The 15,963-nt window shown below is 65.4% G+C and carries 18 protein-coding genes; 11 read left to right on the top strand and 7 right to left on the bottom strand.

All coding sequences use genetic code 11. From position 1 onward, the window contains the following. Nucleotides 1-16 precede the first annotated feature (16 nt). Nucleotides 17-379, top strand: a complete 363-nt coding sequence (locus tag NGM29_RS17470) for a DUF7344 domain-containing protein (protein WP_254158059.1) — start codon at nucleotides 17-19, stop codon at nucleotides 377-379. Between the two features lie 455 nt (nucleotides 380-834). Beyond that, nucleotides 835-1,320, top strand: coding sequence for a DUF7321 family protein (locus NGM29_RS17465; protein WP_254158058.1), 486 nt, complete (start codon nucleotides 835-837; stop codon nucleotides 1,318-1,320). Nucleotides 1,321-1,336: 16 nt separating this feature from the next. Here the strand turns inward: NGM29_RS17465 and NGM29_RS17460 are convergent, their stop codons facing one another. Next, nucleotides 1,337-1,624 carry a GYD domain-containing protein gene (locus NGM29_RS17460; RefSeq protein WP_254158057.1) on the bottom strand — a complete coding sequence of 96 codons (288 nt, stop codon included), beginning with the start codon at nucleotides 1,622-1,624 and terminating at the stop codon, nucleotides 1,337-1,339. Between the two features lie 118 nt (nucleotides 1,625-1,742). On the opposite strand from NGM29_RS17460, the gene pyk reads away from it, so the two are divergent. The 5 genes from pyk (at nucleotide 1,743) to NGM29_RS17435 (ending at nucleotide 6,515) form a co-directional block, all read left to right on the top strand. Continuing rightward, nucleotides 1,743-3,500, top strand: a complete 1,758-nt coding sequence (pyk, locus tag NGM29_RS17455) for a pyruvate kinase (protein ID WP_254158056.1) — start codon at nucleotides 1,743-1,745, stop codon at nucleotides 3,498-3,500. Between the two features lie 70 nt (nucleotides 3,501-3,570). Further along, nucleotides 3,571-3,936, top strand: coding sequence for a DUF7312 domain-containing protein (locus NGM29_RS17450; protein ID WP_254158055.1), 366 nt, complete (start codon nucleotides 3,571-3,573; stop codon nucleotides 3,934-3,936). A gap of 50 nt (nucleotides 3,937-3,986) precedes the next feature. Then, nucleotides 3,987-4,559 carry an NfeD family protein gene (locus tag NGM29_RS17445; protein ID WP_254158054.1) on the top strand — a complete coding sequence of 191 codons (573 nt, stop codon included), beginning with the start codon at nucleotides 3,987-3,989 and terminating at the stop codon, nucleotides 4,557-4,559. A 57-nt stretch (nucleotides 4,560-4,616) separates the two neighbouring features. Then, nucleotides 4,617-5,774, top strand: a complete 1,158-nt coding sequence (locus tag NGM29_RS17440) for an SPFH domain-containing protein (RefSeq protein ID WP_254158053.1) — start codon at nucleotides 4,617-4,619, stop codon at nucleotides 5,772-5,774. Nucleotides 5,775-5,897: 123 nt separating this feature from the next. Continuing rightward, entirely contained in the window at nucleotides 5,898-6,515 is a 618-nt protein-coding gene (locus tag NGM29_RS17435; RefSeq protein WP_254158052.1) for a winged helix-turn-helix transcriptional regulator, read from the top strand. Nucleotides 6,516-6,689: 174 nt separating this feature from the next. On the opposite strand, the gene NGM29_RS17430 is transcribed toward NGM29_RS17435, so the two are convergent. Both NGM29_RS17430 and yjjX read right to left on the bottom strand, forming a co-directional pair. Further along, a complete protein-coding gene (locus NGM29_RS17430; protein ID WP_254158051.1) occupies nucleotides 6,690-6,923 on the bottom strand; it encodes a DUF7123 family protein in 234 nt (77 codons plus the stop codon). 270 nt (nucleotides 6,924-7,193) lie between these two features. Next, a complete protein-coding gene (gene yjjX / locus NGM29_RS17425; RefSeq protein WP_254158050.1) occupies nucleotides 7,194-7,709 on the bottom strand; it encodes an inosine/xanthosine triphosphatase in 516 nt (171 codons plus the stop codon). A gap of 232 nt (nucleotides 7,710-7,941) precedes the next feature. Between yjjX and NGM29_RS17420 the strand changes: the two genes are divergently transcribed. From NGM29_RS17420 to NGM29_RS17410, 3 genes are all read left to right on the top strand, one after another. Next, on the top strand, nucleotides 7,942-8,928 hold the full coding sequence (locus NGM29_RS17420) for a transcription initiation factor IIB (protein WP_254158049.1): 987 nt from the start codon (nucleotides 7,942-7,944) through the stop codon (nucleotides 8,926-8,928). A 114-nt stretch (nucleotides 8,929-9,042) separates the two neighbouring features. Further along, entirely contained in the window at nucleotides 9,043-9,762 is a 720-nt protein-coding gene (locus NGM29_RS17415; RefSeq protein ID WP_254158048.1) for a type I 3-dehydroquinate dehydratase, read from the top strand. Between the two features lie 114 nt (nucleotides 9,763-9,876). Beyond that, nucleotides 9,877-10,281: a DUF7575 domain-containing protein gene (locus tag NGM29_RS17410; protein WP_254158047.1), complete on the top strand. Its 405-nt coding sequence runs from the start codon at nucleotides 9,877-9,879 to the stop codon at nucleotides 10,279-10,281. Between the two features lie 22 nt (nucleotides 10,282-10,303). Here the strand turns inward: NGM29_RS17410 and NGM29_RS17405 are convergent, their stop codons facing one another. Next, nucleotides 10,304-11,482, bottom strand: coding sequence for a 3-dehydroquinate synthase II (locus NGM29_RS17405; RefSeq protein ID WP_254158046.1), 1,179 nt, complete (start codon nucleotides 11,480-11,482; stop codon nucleotides 10,304-10,306). A gap of 214 nt (nucleotides 11,483-11,696) precedes the next feature. On the opposite strand from NGM29_RS17405, the gene NGM29_RS17400 reads away from it, so the two are divergent. Further along, nucleotides 11,697-12,290, top strand: coding sequence for a hypothetical protein (locus tag NGM29_RS17400; RefSeq protein ID WP_254158045.1), 594 nt, complete (start codon nucleotides 11,697-11,699; stop codon nucleotides 12,288-12,290). A gap of 16 nt (nucleotides 12,291-12,306) precedes the next feature. Here NGM29_RS17400 and NGM29_RS17395 read toward each other — a convergent pair whose 3' ends face one another. The 3 genes from NGM29_RS17395 to gdhB all read right to left on the bottom strand — a co-directional run bounded on the left by NGM29_RS17395 (nucleotide 12,307) and on the right by gdhB (nucleotide 15,909). Beyond that, nucleotides 12,307-13,563 (bottom strand): Glu/Leu/Phe/Val family dehydrogenase, encoded by a 1,257-nt coding sequence (locus NGM29_RS17395; protein WP_254158044.1) that lies wholly within the window; start codon nucleotides 13,561-13,563, stop codon nucleotides 12,307-12,309. Nucleotides 13,564-13,703: 140 nt separating this feature from the next. Further along, complete coding sequence (locus tag NGM29_RS17390; RefSeq protein WP_254158043.1) at nucleotides 13,704-14,579, bottom strand: HpcH/HpaI aldolase/citrate lyase family protein; 876 nt, start codon at nucleotides 14,577-14,579, stop codon at nucleotides 13,704-13,706. A gap of 43 nt (nucleotides 14,580-14,622) precedes the next feature. Next, nucleotides 14,623-15,909, bottom strand: a complete 1,287-nt coding sequence (gene gdhB / locus NGM29_RS17385; RefSeq protein WP_254158042.1) for a glutamate dehydrogenase GdhB — start codon at nucleotides 15,907-15,909, stop codon at nucleotides 14,623-14,625. Nucleotides 15,910-15,963: the final 54 nt, after the last annotated feature.

Raw genomic sequence — 15,963 nt, 5'->3', positions numbered from 1 at the left:
TACGCCAAACTAGGCCATGTCGAGACCAACCCTCGAGGACGAGTTCGACCCCGAGACGATCGACGATCTGCAATCCATACTCTCGAACGGGTACACCCGTGGAGTGGTAGACTACTTCCACCGCTGCACCGACGACGTCGCCTCGCTCGACGATCTCGCCGACTACATTGTCGACGGCCAGTTCGACTGCGCGGCGGAATCGTCGCGAGATGCCCAGATCTACCTGCACCACGCCGGACTTCCGAAATTAGCCAACGTCGGTCTCCTCGAGTACGACGAGCGGAGCAATCACGTCAGACGGCGGGACCATCCAGTGCTCGAGGCATCCAGGGCGTTCCACGAGTCCACCGAGTGCGACGAAAACGCCGGCGTGGCATGACGGCGTTTCCGCCCCGCAAGGCGGTCCGACGCGACCCCGATTGCCGTCCGCGAGGTGGAGGCCGTGTCCCCGTCGCGTTCTAAGGCGAGAACCGCGAGTACGTCCAATTTACGGAGGGGGACTCTCCGATTTCCTCGAGGTACGGTCTCCCTCCCCGTTCGGAAACGTTCCACGTCTCGCATCTGGCCATGTTTCCGTTCCGTGTCCAGTAACGTTTCACGTTCCACGTCCAGTAGCGTTTCACGTTCCACGTCCAGTGGCGTTTCACGTTCTGCGTCGGGCGACGTTCACGTACCGCGTCAAGTTGCATTTCACGTCCGGTGAACACCCGTTTCGTTCACGAAGATCCGGATCGACCTCACTCTCGAGGGTCCTCGAACCCGAGAAGCCACTAACCCGGCGGCGCCTCCGAACGCTTTCGCTTCGTTTATTCGTTCACCCTCCCGACACCCAGTATGGTCTCTGAGCTGGCGACGGCCACCGTCGCGCTCGTGATGGTCACAGCCAGTTTTCCCTTCTATCTCTACGGCGCCTGGATCATGATCGACACGGAAATCGTCACCTGGGACGTCCTGGTCTACCACCTGAAGGTCATCGCCGTGGGCCTGACTTTGAACACGATTCCCGTCCTCCTCTGGATGGCACCGCGGGTGCTCGAGCAGATAAGCGGTCTGGCGGCCGTGCACGCGTTCTTTGGGCTTCAGGCGTACGCGATGTTACTCGTCGCGCTGACCGGGATCGTTCGCATACTCCAGGTCAAACTCACCCACGACCTCTACGGCGACCCCGGACAAGACATTGACCTCGACGACCTCCACGAGCACATGGGCGCCTGGCGACGGCGACTCCGGGTGGGCGTCTTCGGCTACGTGTTCTTCTGGCTGCTGGCGTACCTGCTCGGAGTGGTTCGCTATCTCCTCCGATACGAAGTGTTCCGGTGACCAGGGCGGCGCGTACTCAGATTTCGTCGACGATCGACGCGAAGTCGTCGGTATCGAGAATTTCCATCGTCTCGCAGTCCAGTCCGTGGCGGTGGAGGGTCAGTGCCGACGTAAACGCCTTCTCGTGGTCCGGTGCCTCGAAGATGACCAGAAAGTCGTGACTCCCGAGGACGGCGTAGGATTCCTTGAGCTCGGCGTCGTGTTCCTCGAGTTCCGACCGCACCTCGCCCCAGATGGACGCGAGTTCCTGTGCGTTCTGCACGTCGCGGTCGCCGACGTCGACGAACGATGCGTAGAGCGGCATGTGTCCGACCACTTTCCCATGGAAGAAAATCGTTTGGCAGGCAGGTGCCACCGCGACTACCCAGTCGAACGTCGTCCAGGACGTACCTTTTTTCACAGCGCTCGGCCAACGGTCGGCCATGAGAAACGCGAAGATCGTCTGTACCCTGGGGCCGGCGACGAACAGTCGCTCGGCTATCCGGGAGCTCTCGGAGACGGGGATGGCCGTTGCCCGGTTGAACGCCAGCCACGGATCGCTCGAGGATCGCGCAGAGTTGATCGACCGGGTTCGACGCGTCGACGAGGCGACACCGAACCCCGTCGCTGTGATGCTCGACACGAAGGGGCCGGAGATTCGGACGGCGCCGCTCCCCGGCGGGGAGACGGTGACCCTCGAGACCGGGAGCGAGGTTCGGTTCGTCGAAGGGACGAACGCCTCCGCCGAGGAAGTCGGCCTGTCCGTGCCGCTCACCAGCGTCGAACCCGGCGACCGCATCCTGCTGGACGACGGGTTGATCGAGACGACCGTCACCGGGGTCGACGGGGAGGCGGTCCTCGCCCGCGTCGAGACCGGCGGCGAACTCGGCGGGCGAAGGGGAGTCAACCTGCCTGGCGTTGCCCTCGACCTCGACGTCGTCACCGAGAAGGATCGGCGCGACCTCGAGCTGGCCGCCGAGAAGGAAGTCGACTTCGTCGCGGCGAGTTTCGTCCGCGACGCCGACGACGTCTACGAGGTCAGCGAGACTCTCGAGTCTTTCGGGGCCGAGATTCCGATCATCTCGAAGATCGAACGCGCGGGAGCGGTCGAGAATCTCGACGAGATCATCGAGGCCTCTTACGGGATCATGGTCGCTCGCGGGGACCTTGGCGTCGAGTGTCCGATGGAGGACGTCCCGATGATCCAGAAGCGAATCATCCGGAAGGCCAGGGAGGCGGGACGGCCGGTCATCACGGCGACGGAGATGCTCGACTCGATGGTCCACTCCCGCCGGCCGACGCGGGCGGAGGCCTCCGACGTGGCGAACGCGGTCCTCGACGGGACCGACGCGGTCATGCTCTCGGCCGAAACCGCCGTCGGCGACCACCCGACGGCCGTCGTCGAGGCCATGGACAGCATCATCCGCCAGGTCGAGCGCTCGGGGGAGTACGCCGAACTGCTCGAGCAGCGCGTGCCGACCGCCGGCGAGGCCCGGACGGACGCGCTGGCCCGCTCGGCGCGATACCTGGCGCGTGACATCGGTGCCGACGCCGTCGTCGCGGCGACCGAATCCGGCTACACGGCGCTGAAGACGGCGAAGTACCGGCCCGGCGTCCCCGTGGTCGCCTCGACGCCGAGCCACCGCGTCCGGCGCCAACTCGCCCTCTCCTGGGGCGTGACGCCCCTCTACGCTAGCGTCTCGGACCAGGGGGCCGACGCCGTCGTCTCACGGGCGGTTCAGTCGGCGCTCGACGCCGGGGTAGCCGAAAGCGGCGACACCGTCGTCGTCCTCTGTGGCATGATGACCGAACTCGAGGGCGCGAATACGACGAACATGATGAAGGTCCACGTCGCCGCGGACGCCCTCGAGACGGGCCGCGTGGTCGTCGCCGGTCGCGCGACGGGACCGATCGCCCGCGTCACGGACGGCGACCTCGAGGCGATACCCGACGGCGCGATCATCGCTCTCTCTGCGGACTTCGACGCCGAGTTCACCGGTGACGTCGGGAAGATCGGCGGCATCGTCGACGCCAGACCCGGCATGACGGGGTATCCGGCACTCATCGCGCGCGAGACGGGCGTTCCGATGGTGAGCGACGCCGACGTCACCCACCTCGAGGACGGGCGGACGGTGACGATCGACGGCGAGCGCGGCGTCGTCTACGATGGCGACGTTCGCGGTCGACCGTCGCGGGACTAGGTCGGATCGACGTTCGGGACGACGAAGCGTCGAACCGCGGCTTTTTGCCTGCAGCGACCGAAGACGGGGTATGGACGACAGGGAATCGGATCGCGGCTCGGACCGAACGAGCGACCGGACCGAGCGCGCGCAGGCCGAACCCGATGGACTCGAGCGACGAAGCGATGGCGACGCTGAAGAACACGAAGGCGACGGCGACGCCGAAAACGAAGACGCCTGGGGCCGCATTCCAATCTCAGACCCAACATCGCGGCGCCAGCGAGCCGAGGACGACGACCCCGCCGCCCCCGGCGATCCGTCCGCTTCCGAACCCGAGCCGAACAGTCAGCCGGTCCGATCGGGCGATCCGTCCCTCGAGGGTGCCGTCTTCGTTCTGCTCGGGGCGATCGCCATGGTGCTCGTGATGGTGAGACTCGGCTCGATCTTCGCCATCTGAGTGGCCGGCCGCGGTAAACCTTTAATCGGACTGAGACCTAACCCTCACGCATGGTCGAATTCCTCGTCGACAATCTCCCCGTGGTGCTCCTGGCGGCCGGGCTCGGATTGATGGTGCTCGAGGCGATCTCACCGGGCGCACACCTCATCGTCATCGGCGTCGCCCTCGCCGGCGCGGGGCTCGTCGGGATGCTTCTCCCCCTGACGCTCAGCCCGTTCATCCTCGTCGCGTTGACGCTGGTCATCGGCGTGATCGCGACCTACGTCTATCGCGAGTTCGACTTCTACGGCGGGAAGGGAACGGCCCAGACCCGCGACTCGGATTCGCTCGCGGGGTCGACCGGTTACGTCACCAAGACGGTCACGAACCGGAGCGGCGAGGTCAAACTCGAGGACGGCGGGTTCGCCCCGTATTACTCCGCGCGATCACACGACGGGACCATCGAGGAGGGCGAGGAGATCATCGTCCTGGACCCCGGCGGCGGGAACGTCTTGACCGTGGCGTCGCTCGAGGCCCTCGAGACCGACAGCATCGACCGGGAACTGGCCCGGGAAGCCAGGCGGGCGGACGCCGAAAACGCCTCGTCTCGAGATACCGTCTCCGAGACGGAAGGGTCGGGCTGAGAGAAATGTTAGCGAAATAAGGGAACGCTTTTAATCCCACCGACATAAGTTCCGCCTATGGTTCCGGAGCTGATACTCGCACAAGCGGCAACGGTTGGGCTCTTCATCGGCGCCCTCCTCCTGATCGTGGTCCTCGCGGCGCTCCTGAGTGCCATCGAGATCGTCAACGCGTACGAAAAGCGCGCGCTGACGGTCTTCGGGGAATACCGAAAACTGCTCGAGCCCGGTATCAACGTGATTCCGCCGTTCGTCTCCCAGACGTACACGTTCGACATGCGCACCCAGACGCTCGACGTCCCCCGTCAGGAGGCGATCACGCGGGACAACTCGCCGGTGACCGCCGACGCCGTCGTCTACATCCGCGTGATGGACGCCAAGAAGGCGTTCCTCGAGGTCGACAACTACAAGACTGCCGTCTCGAACCTCGCCCAGACTACCCTGCGGGCCGTGCTGGGTGACATGGAACTCGACGAGACGCTGAACAAGCGCCAGGCGATCAACGCGCGCATCCGGACGGAACTCGACGAACCCACCGACGAGTGGGGGATCCGCGTCGAGAGCGTCGAGGTCCGCGAGGTCAACCCCTCGAAGGACGTCCAGCGCGCGATGGAACAACAGACTTCCGCGGAGCGGAAACGCCGTGCCATGATCCTCGAGGCGCAGGGTGAACGCCGGAGCGCCGTCGAGAAGGCCGAAGGTGACAAACAGAGCCAGATCATCCGCGCACAGGGTGAAAAGCAGAGTCAGATCCTCGAGGCCCAGGGTGACTCCATTTCGACGGTCCTTCGTGCCCGCTCGGCCGAATCGATGGGCGAGCGCGCCGTCATCGACAAGGGGCTGGAGACGCTCGCGGAGATCGGCCAGAGCGATTCGACGACGTTCGTCCTGCCACAGGAACTGTCCTCGATGGTCGGCCGCTACGGCAAGCACCTCACCGGCAGCGACGTGAAAGCCGACGGCGAGAGCCTCGATAGCCTCGAGTTCGACGAGGAGACGCGCGAACTCATCGGCCTCGACGACATCGCCGAGATCATCGGCGAGATCGACCAGGAAGCCGAGATGGACCTCGAGGCGATGGAACAGCAGGCCCAGGCGATCAAAGAAGGGAAGGACACCGGGACGATCGCGGAGACCGAGACCGAGGAGAGCATCGGCGGAATCGACAAGGACTTCGACTCCTCGAGCGAGGAGCCGACTTCGCCGGAAAACGACTGACCCGAGGGATCCGCCTCACCCGGTGGCGGTCGCGAGTCAGTGTGGCTACCGCCTGATTTTCTCTACACGCGGTGGAGCGAAACGCGTTTTACCCTCCGTCGCTTTTCGAACGATACGCAGCACATGACAGGGTCCGATGGGGTCGACGAGAAGAAACGAGCCACGCTCCGGCGGTTCGCCGCCGTCGGCGCGGCCTCGCCGCTCACGCGCTTTTCGGAGTCAGCCGCCGCCGACACGGGCGAGAGCGACGCCCGAGACGCCATCGTCGGCTACCTCTCGACGACCCCCGGCGCACACTTCTCGAAGGTCAGAGACGATCTCCAGCTCGGAACCGGTGAGACTCAGCACCACCTGCGCCGACTCGAGGACCTCGACCTCGTCGAATCCTACAGCGACGGCGACTATAAGCGGTTCGTCCCCGCCGCCCGGTTCGACGGCTTCGAGAAGAACGCCCTCGGGTATCTCCGGCGAGCGACCCCGCGAGGCATGCTCGTCGAACTCCTCTCGAATCCGGACGCGACGGCGAGCGACCTGGCGGCCGCCCTCGAGGTGTCCCCACCGACGGTGAGCAAGTACGCGGGCGAACTCGAGGAAGCCGGCTTGCTCTCTCGGGAAGACGGATACGCGGTCGAACGACCCGAAACCGTCCTGTTGTTGCTCGTTCGGTACGCCGATTCGTTCGGCGAGCGAGCGGTGACACTGGCGCGGGACGCGGACGCGTTGATCAGGTACGATGGGTAGCCCGGTCGGAGCTATGACTCGAGGGTCGGTATCGGCGGGTCAGTTTCGGTTTCGGTTTCGATCTTCGGTTTTCGATTTCGAGAGGCAGTCAATCCAACGAGTAGCACCGCTATCGAGTGCGTTCACTGAAATGCAGGCGTATGGGACGAAAACCGATCTACCGGTAGAACCCGGTTACAGAAGTACTTTCCAGGTCGTACTCGAGGAGTAGCCCCACTTCTCGATTTCGATGTCGTAATCGCCGTCCTGGATCGCTGTGATGTTCGCGCCAACTTCCTTCGCGGTCATCCCGAGTTCTTCGCCGATCAGCCGGGACTTGAAGTAGGTCTTGGTCGTGGCGCGTTCGCGGAGGTACCGCAGGATGCGGGTTTGTTTGCTCGTGAGGTCGGCGGCGACTGCTGTGCTCATACTGCACTCGAGGTCAGGCGCCGACTTAGGGGGTTTGGTACACCCGGCTAACCCGCCGCAGTCTCTTGGTTATTAGGACGTCGACCCGGCGCCTCCCCGACCCGGTGGTCGCTCTTGGTACGGCCGGTTAATACGTTCTTTTACGCGACGATCACTGGTAATTGAACGATACCCGCGTTCGCGAACGGGGGCGTCGATCGTCGAGTTAGTCGGTAAACGATTCAAACAGACCGAGACGACGCGAGCGACGGGTAATCGTGGCTTATCCGACTACTCGTAGTACGGCGTCACGAATGGACCCGCAGCGCAAGAGACGGCGGCCGCGAGCGCCGCCGTTCGGTCGGTCAACCCGTCGGTGAGCGCACCGGCGGCGCCCTCGGTTTCGGCGATGTCGGTCGTTCCCAGCAGGTCGTCCATCACGGGTCCGAGTTCGGCGCCCTGCTCGAGGCGTTCGGCGACGACGGTCGGGAGGCGAAGGCTGGGCCCACTCCCGAGGCCGTTCCGCTCGCCATCCGTGACGGCCGCCCACATGATCAGGTACAGGCCGTCGGTACCGTCGATTCGGGCGACGCCACCCTCCAGGCCGACACCCCAGTCGGCGTCGGATCGTTCGAGGGCGCGCCTCGCTCGCGTTTTCGCGCCGGTGACGGTTTCGTGCTGGCCGGTCGGCTGTTCGGCTACGCCGGAGTCGACGGCGACCCCGACGACTGACGGGTCGTACCGCTCGAGAGCGCGTTCGGTAGCCTGGACTTTGACCGGGTTCGTGCTGCCCACGGCGACGTGCATCGATTCGAGGGTAGCGGCGGGAACCTAAAGGCGTGTCCGAAACCGTGCGAGTGGGCCGCACGCACATATTTTAATGTTTGGATTGATAATGCCATTCCCGACGAATAACCAGGTTTCGCGTACTCTCGGCATATGTTTTCGAAATGTTTATATACAACACCTCTGAACCCAGTAGGTAACGAATCCGTCCGAGCTTTTCCGATTTCGTTCGGCCGGGGAGAGTTATCATCGTATGACCAACGCACGACTATCCGCTAGAGCCCGACGCACTGAAACCGAAACCGAAACCGAAACCGAATCCGAGGACGTCGCAGACAGCGACCTCGCCTGTCCGGAGTGTACCGGCCAGCTGGTCGTCGACGACGAACACGGCGAGACCATCTGTGAGGACTGTGGCCTCGTCGTCGAGGAAGATTCCGTCGACCGCGGCCCGGAGTGGCGCGCGTTCGACTCCGCCGAGAAGAACAAGAAGTCCCGCGTCGGCGCGCCCACGACGAACACGATGCACGATAAGGGGCTCTCGACCAACATCGACTGGCGAAACAAGGACGCCTACGGCAACTCCCTGGGCAGCCGTCAGCGCGAGAAGATGCAGCGCCTGCGCAAGTGGAACGAGCGCTTCCGCACTCGCGACAGCAAGGAGCGCAACCTCAAGCAGGCCCTCGGCGAGATCGACCGCATGGCCAGCGCGCTCGGCCTCCCGAACAACGTTCGCGAGACCGCCAGCGTCATCTACCGGCGAGCGCTCAACGAGGACCTCCTGCCCGGTCGATCCATCGAAGGCGTCTCCACCTCCTGCGTCTACGCCGCCGCGCGCCAGGCTGGCGTCCCACGCAGTCTCGACGAGATCGCCGACGTCAGCCGCGTCGAGAAGAACGAAATCGCGCGCACCTACCGCTACGTCGTCCGCGAACTCGGCCTCGAGGTCCAGCCGGCTGACCCCGAGAGCTACGTCCCCCGCTTCGCCTCGGGGCTCGAACTGTCCGACGAGGCCGAGCACCGGGCCCGCAGCCTCCTGCGAAACGCCAAGGAGAAGGGCGTCCACAGCGGCAAGTCGCCGGTCGGCCTCGCAGCCGCTGCGGTGTACGCCGCCGCCCTGTTGACCAACGAGAAGACCACCCAGGCTGCCGTCAGCGACGTCGCCGACATCTCCGAGGTCACGATCCGTAACCGCTACCACGAGTTGCTCGAGGCCGAGGAGACGCTGGGTCTGGCCTGATCCCGGTTCCGTTTCTCCCGTCTCTCGTCTCCCAGCTATCTCCTCTCGTTTCACTCGACGCGCGAACATCGCCGTCGACGCGTCTTTTTTCACCGCTGCCCTCGAGCGAGGCACATGGACGTGAACAGGGACGGGAACAGAGACGAGAACAGGAACCTGTCGTTCGAGACGTTCACGCTCGCCGCCTCGACGGCCGATTTGAGCGAAGAGCCGGCCGCTCGAGGTCGTGCCGATTGCCTCGAGTTTCGGATGGACCTCGCCGACGCGCCGCTCGCAGCACTCGAGTCGTACGGCGGCGAGTTACCGATCCTGGCGACGAATCGAGCGGCCTGGGAAGGCGGCGAAGCCGACGACGAGGGGCGACTCGAGGCGCTCGCCGAAGCCACCGCCGTCGATGCCGTGGGAGCGGTCGACGTCGAACTCGAGTCGATCCTCGCAGGCGACGCGGAGGACGTGCTCGAGGCGGCTCGCGAGCGCGGCGTCGCCGTCGTCGCCTCGGCGCACGATTTCGAGGGGACACCGCCACGCTCAGAGCTGGTTCGAACGCTCACCGAGGCGGGGAAGTACGCCGACGTGGCGAAGCTGGCGGTAACGGCGGAGACGAACGCCGACGCGCTGGCGTTGCTCTCGGCGACCGAACAGCTGACGGCGCACGGGGATTCAGTGGCGACGATGGCGATGGGCGAGGTCGGCCGACACACCCGGGCCGTGGCGCCGGTGTACGGCTCGAAGATTGGGTACGCGCCGGTCGACTCCGAGCGGGCGACTGCGCCGGGCCAGTACGACCTCGAGACGCTCTCTCGGCTGGTTTCGGCACTCGAGTCGCTGGATTGACGCCGCGTCGGCGGCGGTGGCGGGAACGGGCCCGGGCCCGAGATCCCCGATTCACGCCTGAAACCTCGAGCGAAACCGGAATGTTAACGGAGTCGACACCGAACGCACACACGAATGACGCTGGTTCGTGCCCTCGTCGCCGCCGCGTGTTCGCTTCTGTTTCCCGGGGTTGGCCACGCCGTTCTCCGCGAGTGGGTGCGTGCGCTCTTCTTCTCGGGGCTGTTCGTCACGGCCATCGCGCTCTCGTTCTCGGCGGACCAGCTCGCCGCGATGTCGTCGCTCGAGGGAACCTGGACGGTCGTGACCGAGGAGACTAGCGCAGTCGATCGGTTCGTGCTCGCGTCGATCGCCCTCTTCACAGCGACTGACGCGCTCTTTCGCGGACTCGGGGCGATCGGCCGCGACGACACCGAGGGGCCGACCTGTCCTCACTGCGGCCGCCCGCTCGATACGGACCTCGAGTTCTGTCACTGGTGTACGACTCGTCTCGAGGCCGTGGAGCCGGATTCGACGTCGTAGTTCGAGTCGAGTCGGCTACCGGTTACTTCTCGATGATGCTCTCCTCGACGGCCTCCCCGAAGTGTCGCGCCGTGTCCTCGTAGTAGAGGAGGAGTTCGTCACCCGCCGAGATGTCGGTCACCGCCCGGCGCCCGTCCCTGGTCGCCACCTTGATCGTCTCGGCGTTCTGGAGGAGCGTCTCGATACGGTCGCCGGAACCGGTCTCGAGGGCGACCCGGAACATCGGGCGCTTCTCGATTTTGACCCGACCCACGATTACCTCGCGGGTGTGGCCGCTCGTGTCGACGACCTGAACCTCGTCACCGCTGGTGAGTTCCGAGAGGTACTTCGTGCCGCCGTCGGGCGTCCGGACGTAGGCGTGGACGGCGCCCGCGTTGACCCGGAACGGGCGGGAGGCGACGTACGGCGACTCGGCGGTCTCGGCGTGGACGAACACGAGGCCGCGGGCCATCGACCCGACGAGCATCCCCTCGTCGTGCTCGAACAGGTTCCCGGTGTCGACACAGACCCGGTCGGCCGAGCCAACGGGTTCGATTTCGACGACGGTGCCCCACTCCAGGTCGAGCGATTCGCGTTCGGATTCGTCTCGAACCTCGACGGTTCGGCGGATTTCGTCGGGATCGTCCGAATCGAGCAGGACGGCGTCGGCGCCGTGCTCGAGGGTCTCGAACGCGGTTTTGGCCTCCGCGGCACCCGTTACACCTGCGACGAGGGTCGTCTCGTCGCCGATCCGGGCGATCAGGTTCTCGAGGGGGATGATTGTCCAGTCGTCGCCGATGACGATGGTGTACTCCGCGGTCTCGGCGGCGGCTTCCGCAAACGACTCGTACTCCTTCCCGAGGATGCGGACGTAGGCTCCCTGGTCGACGGCGCCGTTTCGACGCAGCGTCGAGAGGTCGGCCGACCCCGAGAAGTCGTTGGGGAGGTCGATCGTGCCGTCGCCCTCGCCGTCCTTGCCGGTGACGTAGGCGTCCGGTCGTGCCTCTTGCTCCTGATTTTCGGCATCGTCGATCAACGTCACGTCGCCGTCGGTTCGGAAGGCGGCGACCGAGACGTCGCCCAGTTCGCGCACGCGGGCGACGTCGTCCTCGTCGACCAGTACCCAGTCGGCGCCGGCCTCGAGGGCGGCGGTGATCCGTCTTCGGCGGACGTCCCAGTCGCCGACGGTGGCGTCGGCTTTCACCCAGACTGCTCTCGTCATGGCTCCACCCTCGAAGGGAACTGGCTTCAACGTGGCGGATTCGTCAGTGCTCGCCTTCGTTCGCTGGCACGGTGATCGATGGCCGACTGTCGCGCTCGAGACGGCCTATTTGGACGCTTCGGATTCCAAGGTAAGTAAATATAGTACCGATAGTTACGATGGTAATGACACTATCGTAGATATCGATAAGATACGGTGGAAACGAGACGTAGGTATGCTGTGGAATACCGAATCGGTGCCCACGGACGACTCGACCGTCGAACGCATCAGCCGGGACCTGGGGTGTGCCGGCGTCGCCGAGGACGCTCGAACCGTCGTCGTCCGCGCCGAAGCGGTACTCGGGTACCAGTACGATCGCAAGGTGCTGACCGTCGCCGCGCTTCGACTGCTCACCCGCCGCAGCCGGGGTTCGCGTTCGTCCCTCGAGCGGGCGGCCGCCTGCGACGCGTTCGCGATGGACCCCGAAGCGGTCGCCGAGGCCGAAGCCGCCCTCGCGGCGACCCTCCAGTCTCCCGCTGACGAAACCGACATTCGCGCCCTCCGGCGGACGGTCATCACCTTCCAGGAACTCCTCGCCGCGGTCGAGGCCGGTCGGTCGTGTGCCCCGTACCGGCCCGGCTCGGACCTGGTCGGGCTCGATCCCGCGCTGGCGAGGCTCCTCGAGCAGCCCTTCGACGAACTCGACGCCGACGCTCTCGAACGCCACCTCGAGCGACTCGAGGCGGACCTCGAGATGGCGCGGCTGGGTGTCGAGCTGTACGCGTTGCTCGAGGGTGAGTCAGGATCGGTGGACGATGAGAGCGGCTAGCGAGACGAGCCGAACGTCAGGGGAAGGTACCGCCTTCCTCGAACGCATTGACGACCCGCTGCATAGCGACGACGTAGGCCGCCGTCCGGAAGTTCTCGAGGTCGTTCGCCTCGTATGCGCTCGTCAACTCGTCGAAGGCGTTGACGATCATCGTCTCGAGTTCGTCGTTGACGCGCTCCTCGGACCAGTAGAATCGCTGGCGGTTCTGCACCCACTCGAAGTACGAGACGGTGACGCCGCCGGCGTTCGCGAGGATGTCGGGGATGACGTAGACGTCGCGCTCGGCCAGCACGTCGTCGGCCCCTGGCGTCAGCGGTCCGTTCGCGGCTTCGACGATCAGGTCGGCCTCGACGTCGTGGGCGAGGTCCTCGTCGATCGCGTTCTCGAGGGCGGCCGGGATCAACACGTCGACCTCGAGCGTGAGCAGATCCTCGTTCGAGAACGATTCGTCGGCGCCCTCGTACCCGCTGACCGTTCCGGTCTCGTTCTTGAACGTCTTGACGGCCGCCGTGTCGAAGCCGTCCTCGGCGTAGATCGCCCCGCTCGAGTCCGAGACGGCGACGACGCTCGCTCCGAGCTCTTCGAGCAGGTTCGCGGCGATCCAGCCGGCGTTGCCGTAGCCCTGTACCGCCACGGTGGCGCCCTCGATGTCCCGACCGAGGTAGTCGTAGGCCTCACGGGTCGCGAGCATCGTCGAGCGCCCCGTCGCCTCGACGCGGCCCTCGCTGCCGCCCGACTCGAGCGCTTTTCCGGTGATCACGCCCGGTTCGGTCGTGTTCTCGAGGGTCTCGTAGGTGTCCTTGATCCAGTTCATCTCGCGCTGGCCGGTGTTCACGTCGGGTGCGGGAATGTCCCGGTCCTCGCCGATGAACGGGCGCAATTCCGTCGCGAACGCACGCGTGATCCGCTCGAGTTCGCTCTCTGAGTAGTCGGCGGGGTCGATGACGATGCCCCCCTTCCCGCCGCCGTAGGGGATGTTGACGACGGCGCATTTGTAGGCCATCCACCCCGAGAGCGCCTTCACCTCGTCGCGGGTGACGCCCGGGTGATAGCGGATGCCGCCCTTGTATGGCCCGCGGTCGCCGTTGAACTGCGACCGGAACGCTTTGAATCGCTCGAGCGTGCCGTCGTCGAGTTCTACAGTGAGGTTCGTCTCGAGCACCCGTTCGGGATGTTTGAGGCGGTCGAGAACGTCGTCACCGATCTCGAGATGGGCTGCGGCGTCGTCGATCTGCGACTGGAGGCTCTCGAATGGATTCGCGGACTCGGTCATACGATCACATTCTGAGGAAGCCGGTAAAAGCGCGTCGACAAGGGTGAATATTAGACGAGAAGACTGTACTCGTCATCGATACACGAACGCTGCCTCGACGGACGGCACCTGCAGCACCTGCACGTACACCCGAGACGGGATCACGCGCCGCCGTCGAAATCGGCCGCTGCCTCCGCACGCTCGAGGATCCGCTCGGCCTGGGCGATTAGCGGGGCGTCGATCATCTGCCCGTCGACCTCGAAGACTCCTCGACCGTCCGCGTCGGCCTCGCGTTTCCCCTCCAGGACGGCCTCGGCCCACTCGACCTCTGCGGATTCGGGGGTGAACGCCTCGTTGATCGGCCCGACCTGTGCCGGGTGGATCGCCATCTTCCCGTCGTACCCCAACTGAATGGCGAACTCGGTTTCCTCGACCAGGCCGCCCTCGTCGCCGAAGTCGGTGTAGACGGTGTCGATGGCGTCGACGCCGTTGGCCGCTGCGGCGATCACCACGCGCTCGCGAGCGTAGAGCACCTCGAGCCCCTCGTCGGTCCGCGTCGCGCCGATGTCCGCCGAGAGGTCCTCGGCGCCGAAGACGAGGGCGTCGGTCGCCGCCGTCGCAGCGACGTCGGGTGCGTTCAGGACGCCGCCGGCAGTTTCGATCAGCGCCAGGATCGGTGCGGAGGCGTCGTGCGTGTCCAGTACGCCCGCCAGCTGGTCGACGTCCGCCGCCGACTCGACTTTCGGTTGCATGATGGCGTCAAGCCGAAGTTCTTCACCCGCGTCGCCCCCGAGGATTGCCTCGAGGTCGGCTCGCGCCTCATCCGGCGCGGCGTTGACCCGCACGCACACCTCGCAGTCGGGATCGAAGTCCGGATCGGTGAGCACCTCGCGAACGATCGTTCGCGCCTCGGCGGTCCGGGCGGGTGAGACGGCGTCTTCGAGATCGAAGACGAGGACGTCGGCGCCGGCGGTCGGCGCGTTGCGTAGCATCTCGGGCCGATCACCGGGCGTGAACAGGACGCTTCGACGTGTCATATCTATCGTTTCGAAGAGAAGAAACGTGAATCTGCGGATCCGGTCAGGGCCAGAGGCCGCGAGCGTCGTGGGCCTCGGCGATCCGCTTGAGGGAGACGATGTACGCGGCGTCGCGCCAGGTGACGTCGCGAGCTTCGTACTCCGTTCGCACGGCGTTCCAGGCCTGGAGCATTTCCGTCTCGAGTTCGTCGTGGACGCGCTCGAGCGACCAGGCACGCCGATTCGTATTTTGGAGCCACTCGAAGTACGAGACGGTGACACCGCCGGCGTTCGCGAGGATGTCGGGGACCACCGGAATCTCGCGTTGCTCGAAGACCGAGTCCGCTCGCGAGGTGGTCGGCCCGTTGGCACCCTCGACGATCATGTCTGCCTGGACGTCGTTGGCGTTGTCTGCCGTCAGGACGTTACCGATCGCCGCGGGAATCAGGACGTCGACGTCCAGCTCGAGCAACTCGGCGTTGGTGAGCTGCTCGGGGGCGTCGTATCCCGAGACCATCCCCGGGCGAGCGTCGTGGTCCTCGACGTCGTTAGTGTCGAGCCCGTCGGGGTCGTAAATCGCGCCGTCGACGTCGCTGACGGCGACGACGCTGGCACCGTGGTCGTCGAGGTAGCGGGCGGCGTAGGCACCGACGCTCCCGAAGCCCTGGACGGCGACGGTCGTGTCCGTGATGTCCCAGCCGTAGTGTTCGATGGCCTTCTCGGCGATGATCCCGACGCTCCGTCCGGGTGCTTCCTCGCGTCCTTCGCTGCCGCCCACGGCGGGCGGCTTCCCGGTGACGATTCCGGGCTGCGTCTCGCCTTCTTGCATCGAGTAGGCGTCCATGAACCACGCCATCATCTGCGGGTTCGTGCCCATGTCCGGCGCGGGGATGTCCTTCATCGGTCCGATGACGGGGCGCAGTTCTTCCGCCAGGCGTCGCGTGAGTCGCTCTTCTTCCGTCTCGCTCAGGTCCTTGGGATCGACGACGATGCCACCTTTGGCGCCGCCGAAGGGGAGATTCATGACGCCGCACTTCCAGGTCATCCACATCGAGAGCGCGACACACTCCTCCTCGGAGACGTCCGGATGGTACCGGATGCCGCCCTTGTAGGGGCCGCGAACGTCGTCGTGGTGGGCCCGGTAGCCAGTGAGGATCTCGGTCGTTCCGCTGTCGCGCTTGAGCGGAATCGCCACCTGGTAGACCGAGTCGGGGTGCCGGAGCCGCTCGATGATGCCGTCGTCGACGTCGAGGTGTGCAGCGGCACGCTCGAGTTGCGCGCGAGCGGTTTCGACGGCTGACTCTGCCTCGGGTTCGCGTTCTGGTTCTGACGTGGATTCAGCGGTTACCATGGTATCTCTGGGAACGGACACGGTCCGTCACGGACGGTGTCTAGACCAACCCGT

Source organism: Natronosalvus rutilus (assembly GCF_024204665.1).
Lineage (GTDB): Archaea > Halobacteriota > Halobacteria > Halobacteriales > Natrialbaceae > Natronosalvus > Natronosalvus rutilus.
Note: the sequence above shows the minus strand (reverse complement) of the source record. Positions and strands in the feature narration are given on the sequence as shown.

Excerpts from the sequence above, each read along its gene's own strand:
- NGM29_RS17470 (WP_254158059.1), top strand. The coding sequence starts at position 17 with ATGTCGAGACCAACCCTCGAGGACGAGTTCGACCCCGAGACGATCGAC.
- NGM29_RS17465 (WP_254158058.1), top strand. The coding sequence starts at position 835 with ATGGTCTCTGAGCTGGCGACGGCCACCGTCGCGCTCGTGATGGTCACA.
- NGM29_RS17460 (WP_254158057.1), bottom strand. The coding sequence starts at position 1,624 with ATGCCGCTCTACGCATCGTTCGTCGACGTCGGCGACCGCGACGTGCAG.
- pyk (WP_254158056.1), top strand. The coding sequence starts at position 1,743 with ATGAGAAACGCGAAGATCGTCTGTACCCTGGGGCCGGCGACGAACAGT.
- NGM29_RS17450 (WP_254158055.1), top strand. The coding sequence starts at position 3,571 with ATGGACGACAGGGAATCGGATCGCGGCTCGGACCGAACGAGCGACCGG.
- NGM29_RS17445 (WP_254158054.1), top strand. The coding sequence starts at position 3,987 with ATGGTCGAATTCCTCGTCGACAATCTCCCCGTGGTGCTCCTGGCGGCC.
- NGM29_RS17440 (WP_254158053.1), top strand. The coding sequence starts at position 4,617 with ATGGTTCCGGAGCTGATACTCGCACAAGCGGCAACGGTTGGGCTCTTC.
- NGM29_RS17435 (WP_254158052.1), top strand. The coding sequence starts at position 5,898 with ATGACAGGGTCCGATGGGGTCGACGAGAAGAAACGAGCCACGCTCCGG.
- NGM29_RS17430 (WP_254158051.1), bottom strand. The coding sequence starts at position 6,923 with ATGAGCACAGCAGTCGCCGCCGACCTCACGAGCAAACAAACCCGCATC.
- yjjX (WP_254158050.1), bottom strand. The coding sequence starts at position 7,709 with ATGCACGTCGCCGTGGGCAGCACGAACCCGGTCAAAGTCCAGGCTACC.
- NGM29_RS17420 (WP_254158049.1), top strand. The coding sequence starts at position 7,942 with ATGACCAACGCACGACTATCCGCTAGAGCCCGACGCACTGAAACCGAA.
- NGM29_RS17415 (WP_254158048.1), top strand. The coding sequence starts at position 9,043 with ATGGACGTGAACAGGGACGGGAACAGAGACGAGAACAGGAACCTGTCG.
- NGM29_RS17410 (WP_254158047.1), top strand. The coding sequence starts at position 9,877 with ATGACGCTGGTTCGTGCCCTCGTCGCCGCCGCGTGTTCGCTTCTGTTT.
- NGM29_RS17405 (WP_254158046.1), bottom strand. The coding sequence starts at position 11,482 with ATGACGAGAGCAGTCTGGGTGAAAGCCGACGCCACCGTCGGCGACTGG.
- NGM29_RS17400 (WP_254158045.1), top strand. The coding sequence starts at position 11,697 with ATGCTGTGGAATACCGAATCGGTGCCCACGGACGACTCGACCGTCGAA.
- NGM29_RS17395 (WP_254158044.1), bottom strand. The coding sequence starts at position 13,563 with ATGACCGAGTCCGCGAATCCATTCGAGAGCCTCCAGTCGCAGATCGAC.
- NGM29_RS17390 (WP_254158043.1), bottom strand. The coding sequence starts at position 14,579 with ATGACACGTCGAAGCGTCCTGTTCACGCCCGGTGATCGGCCCGAGATG.
- gdhB (WP_254158042.1), bottom strand. The coding sequence starts at position 15,909 with ATGGTAACCGCTGAATCCACGTCAGAACCAGAACGCGAACCCGAGGCA.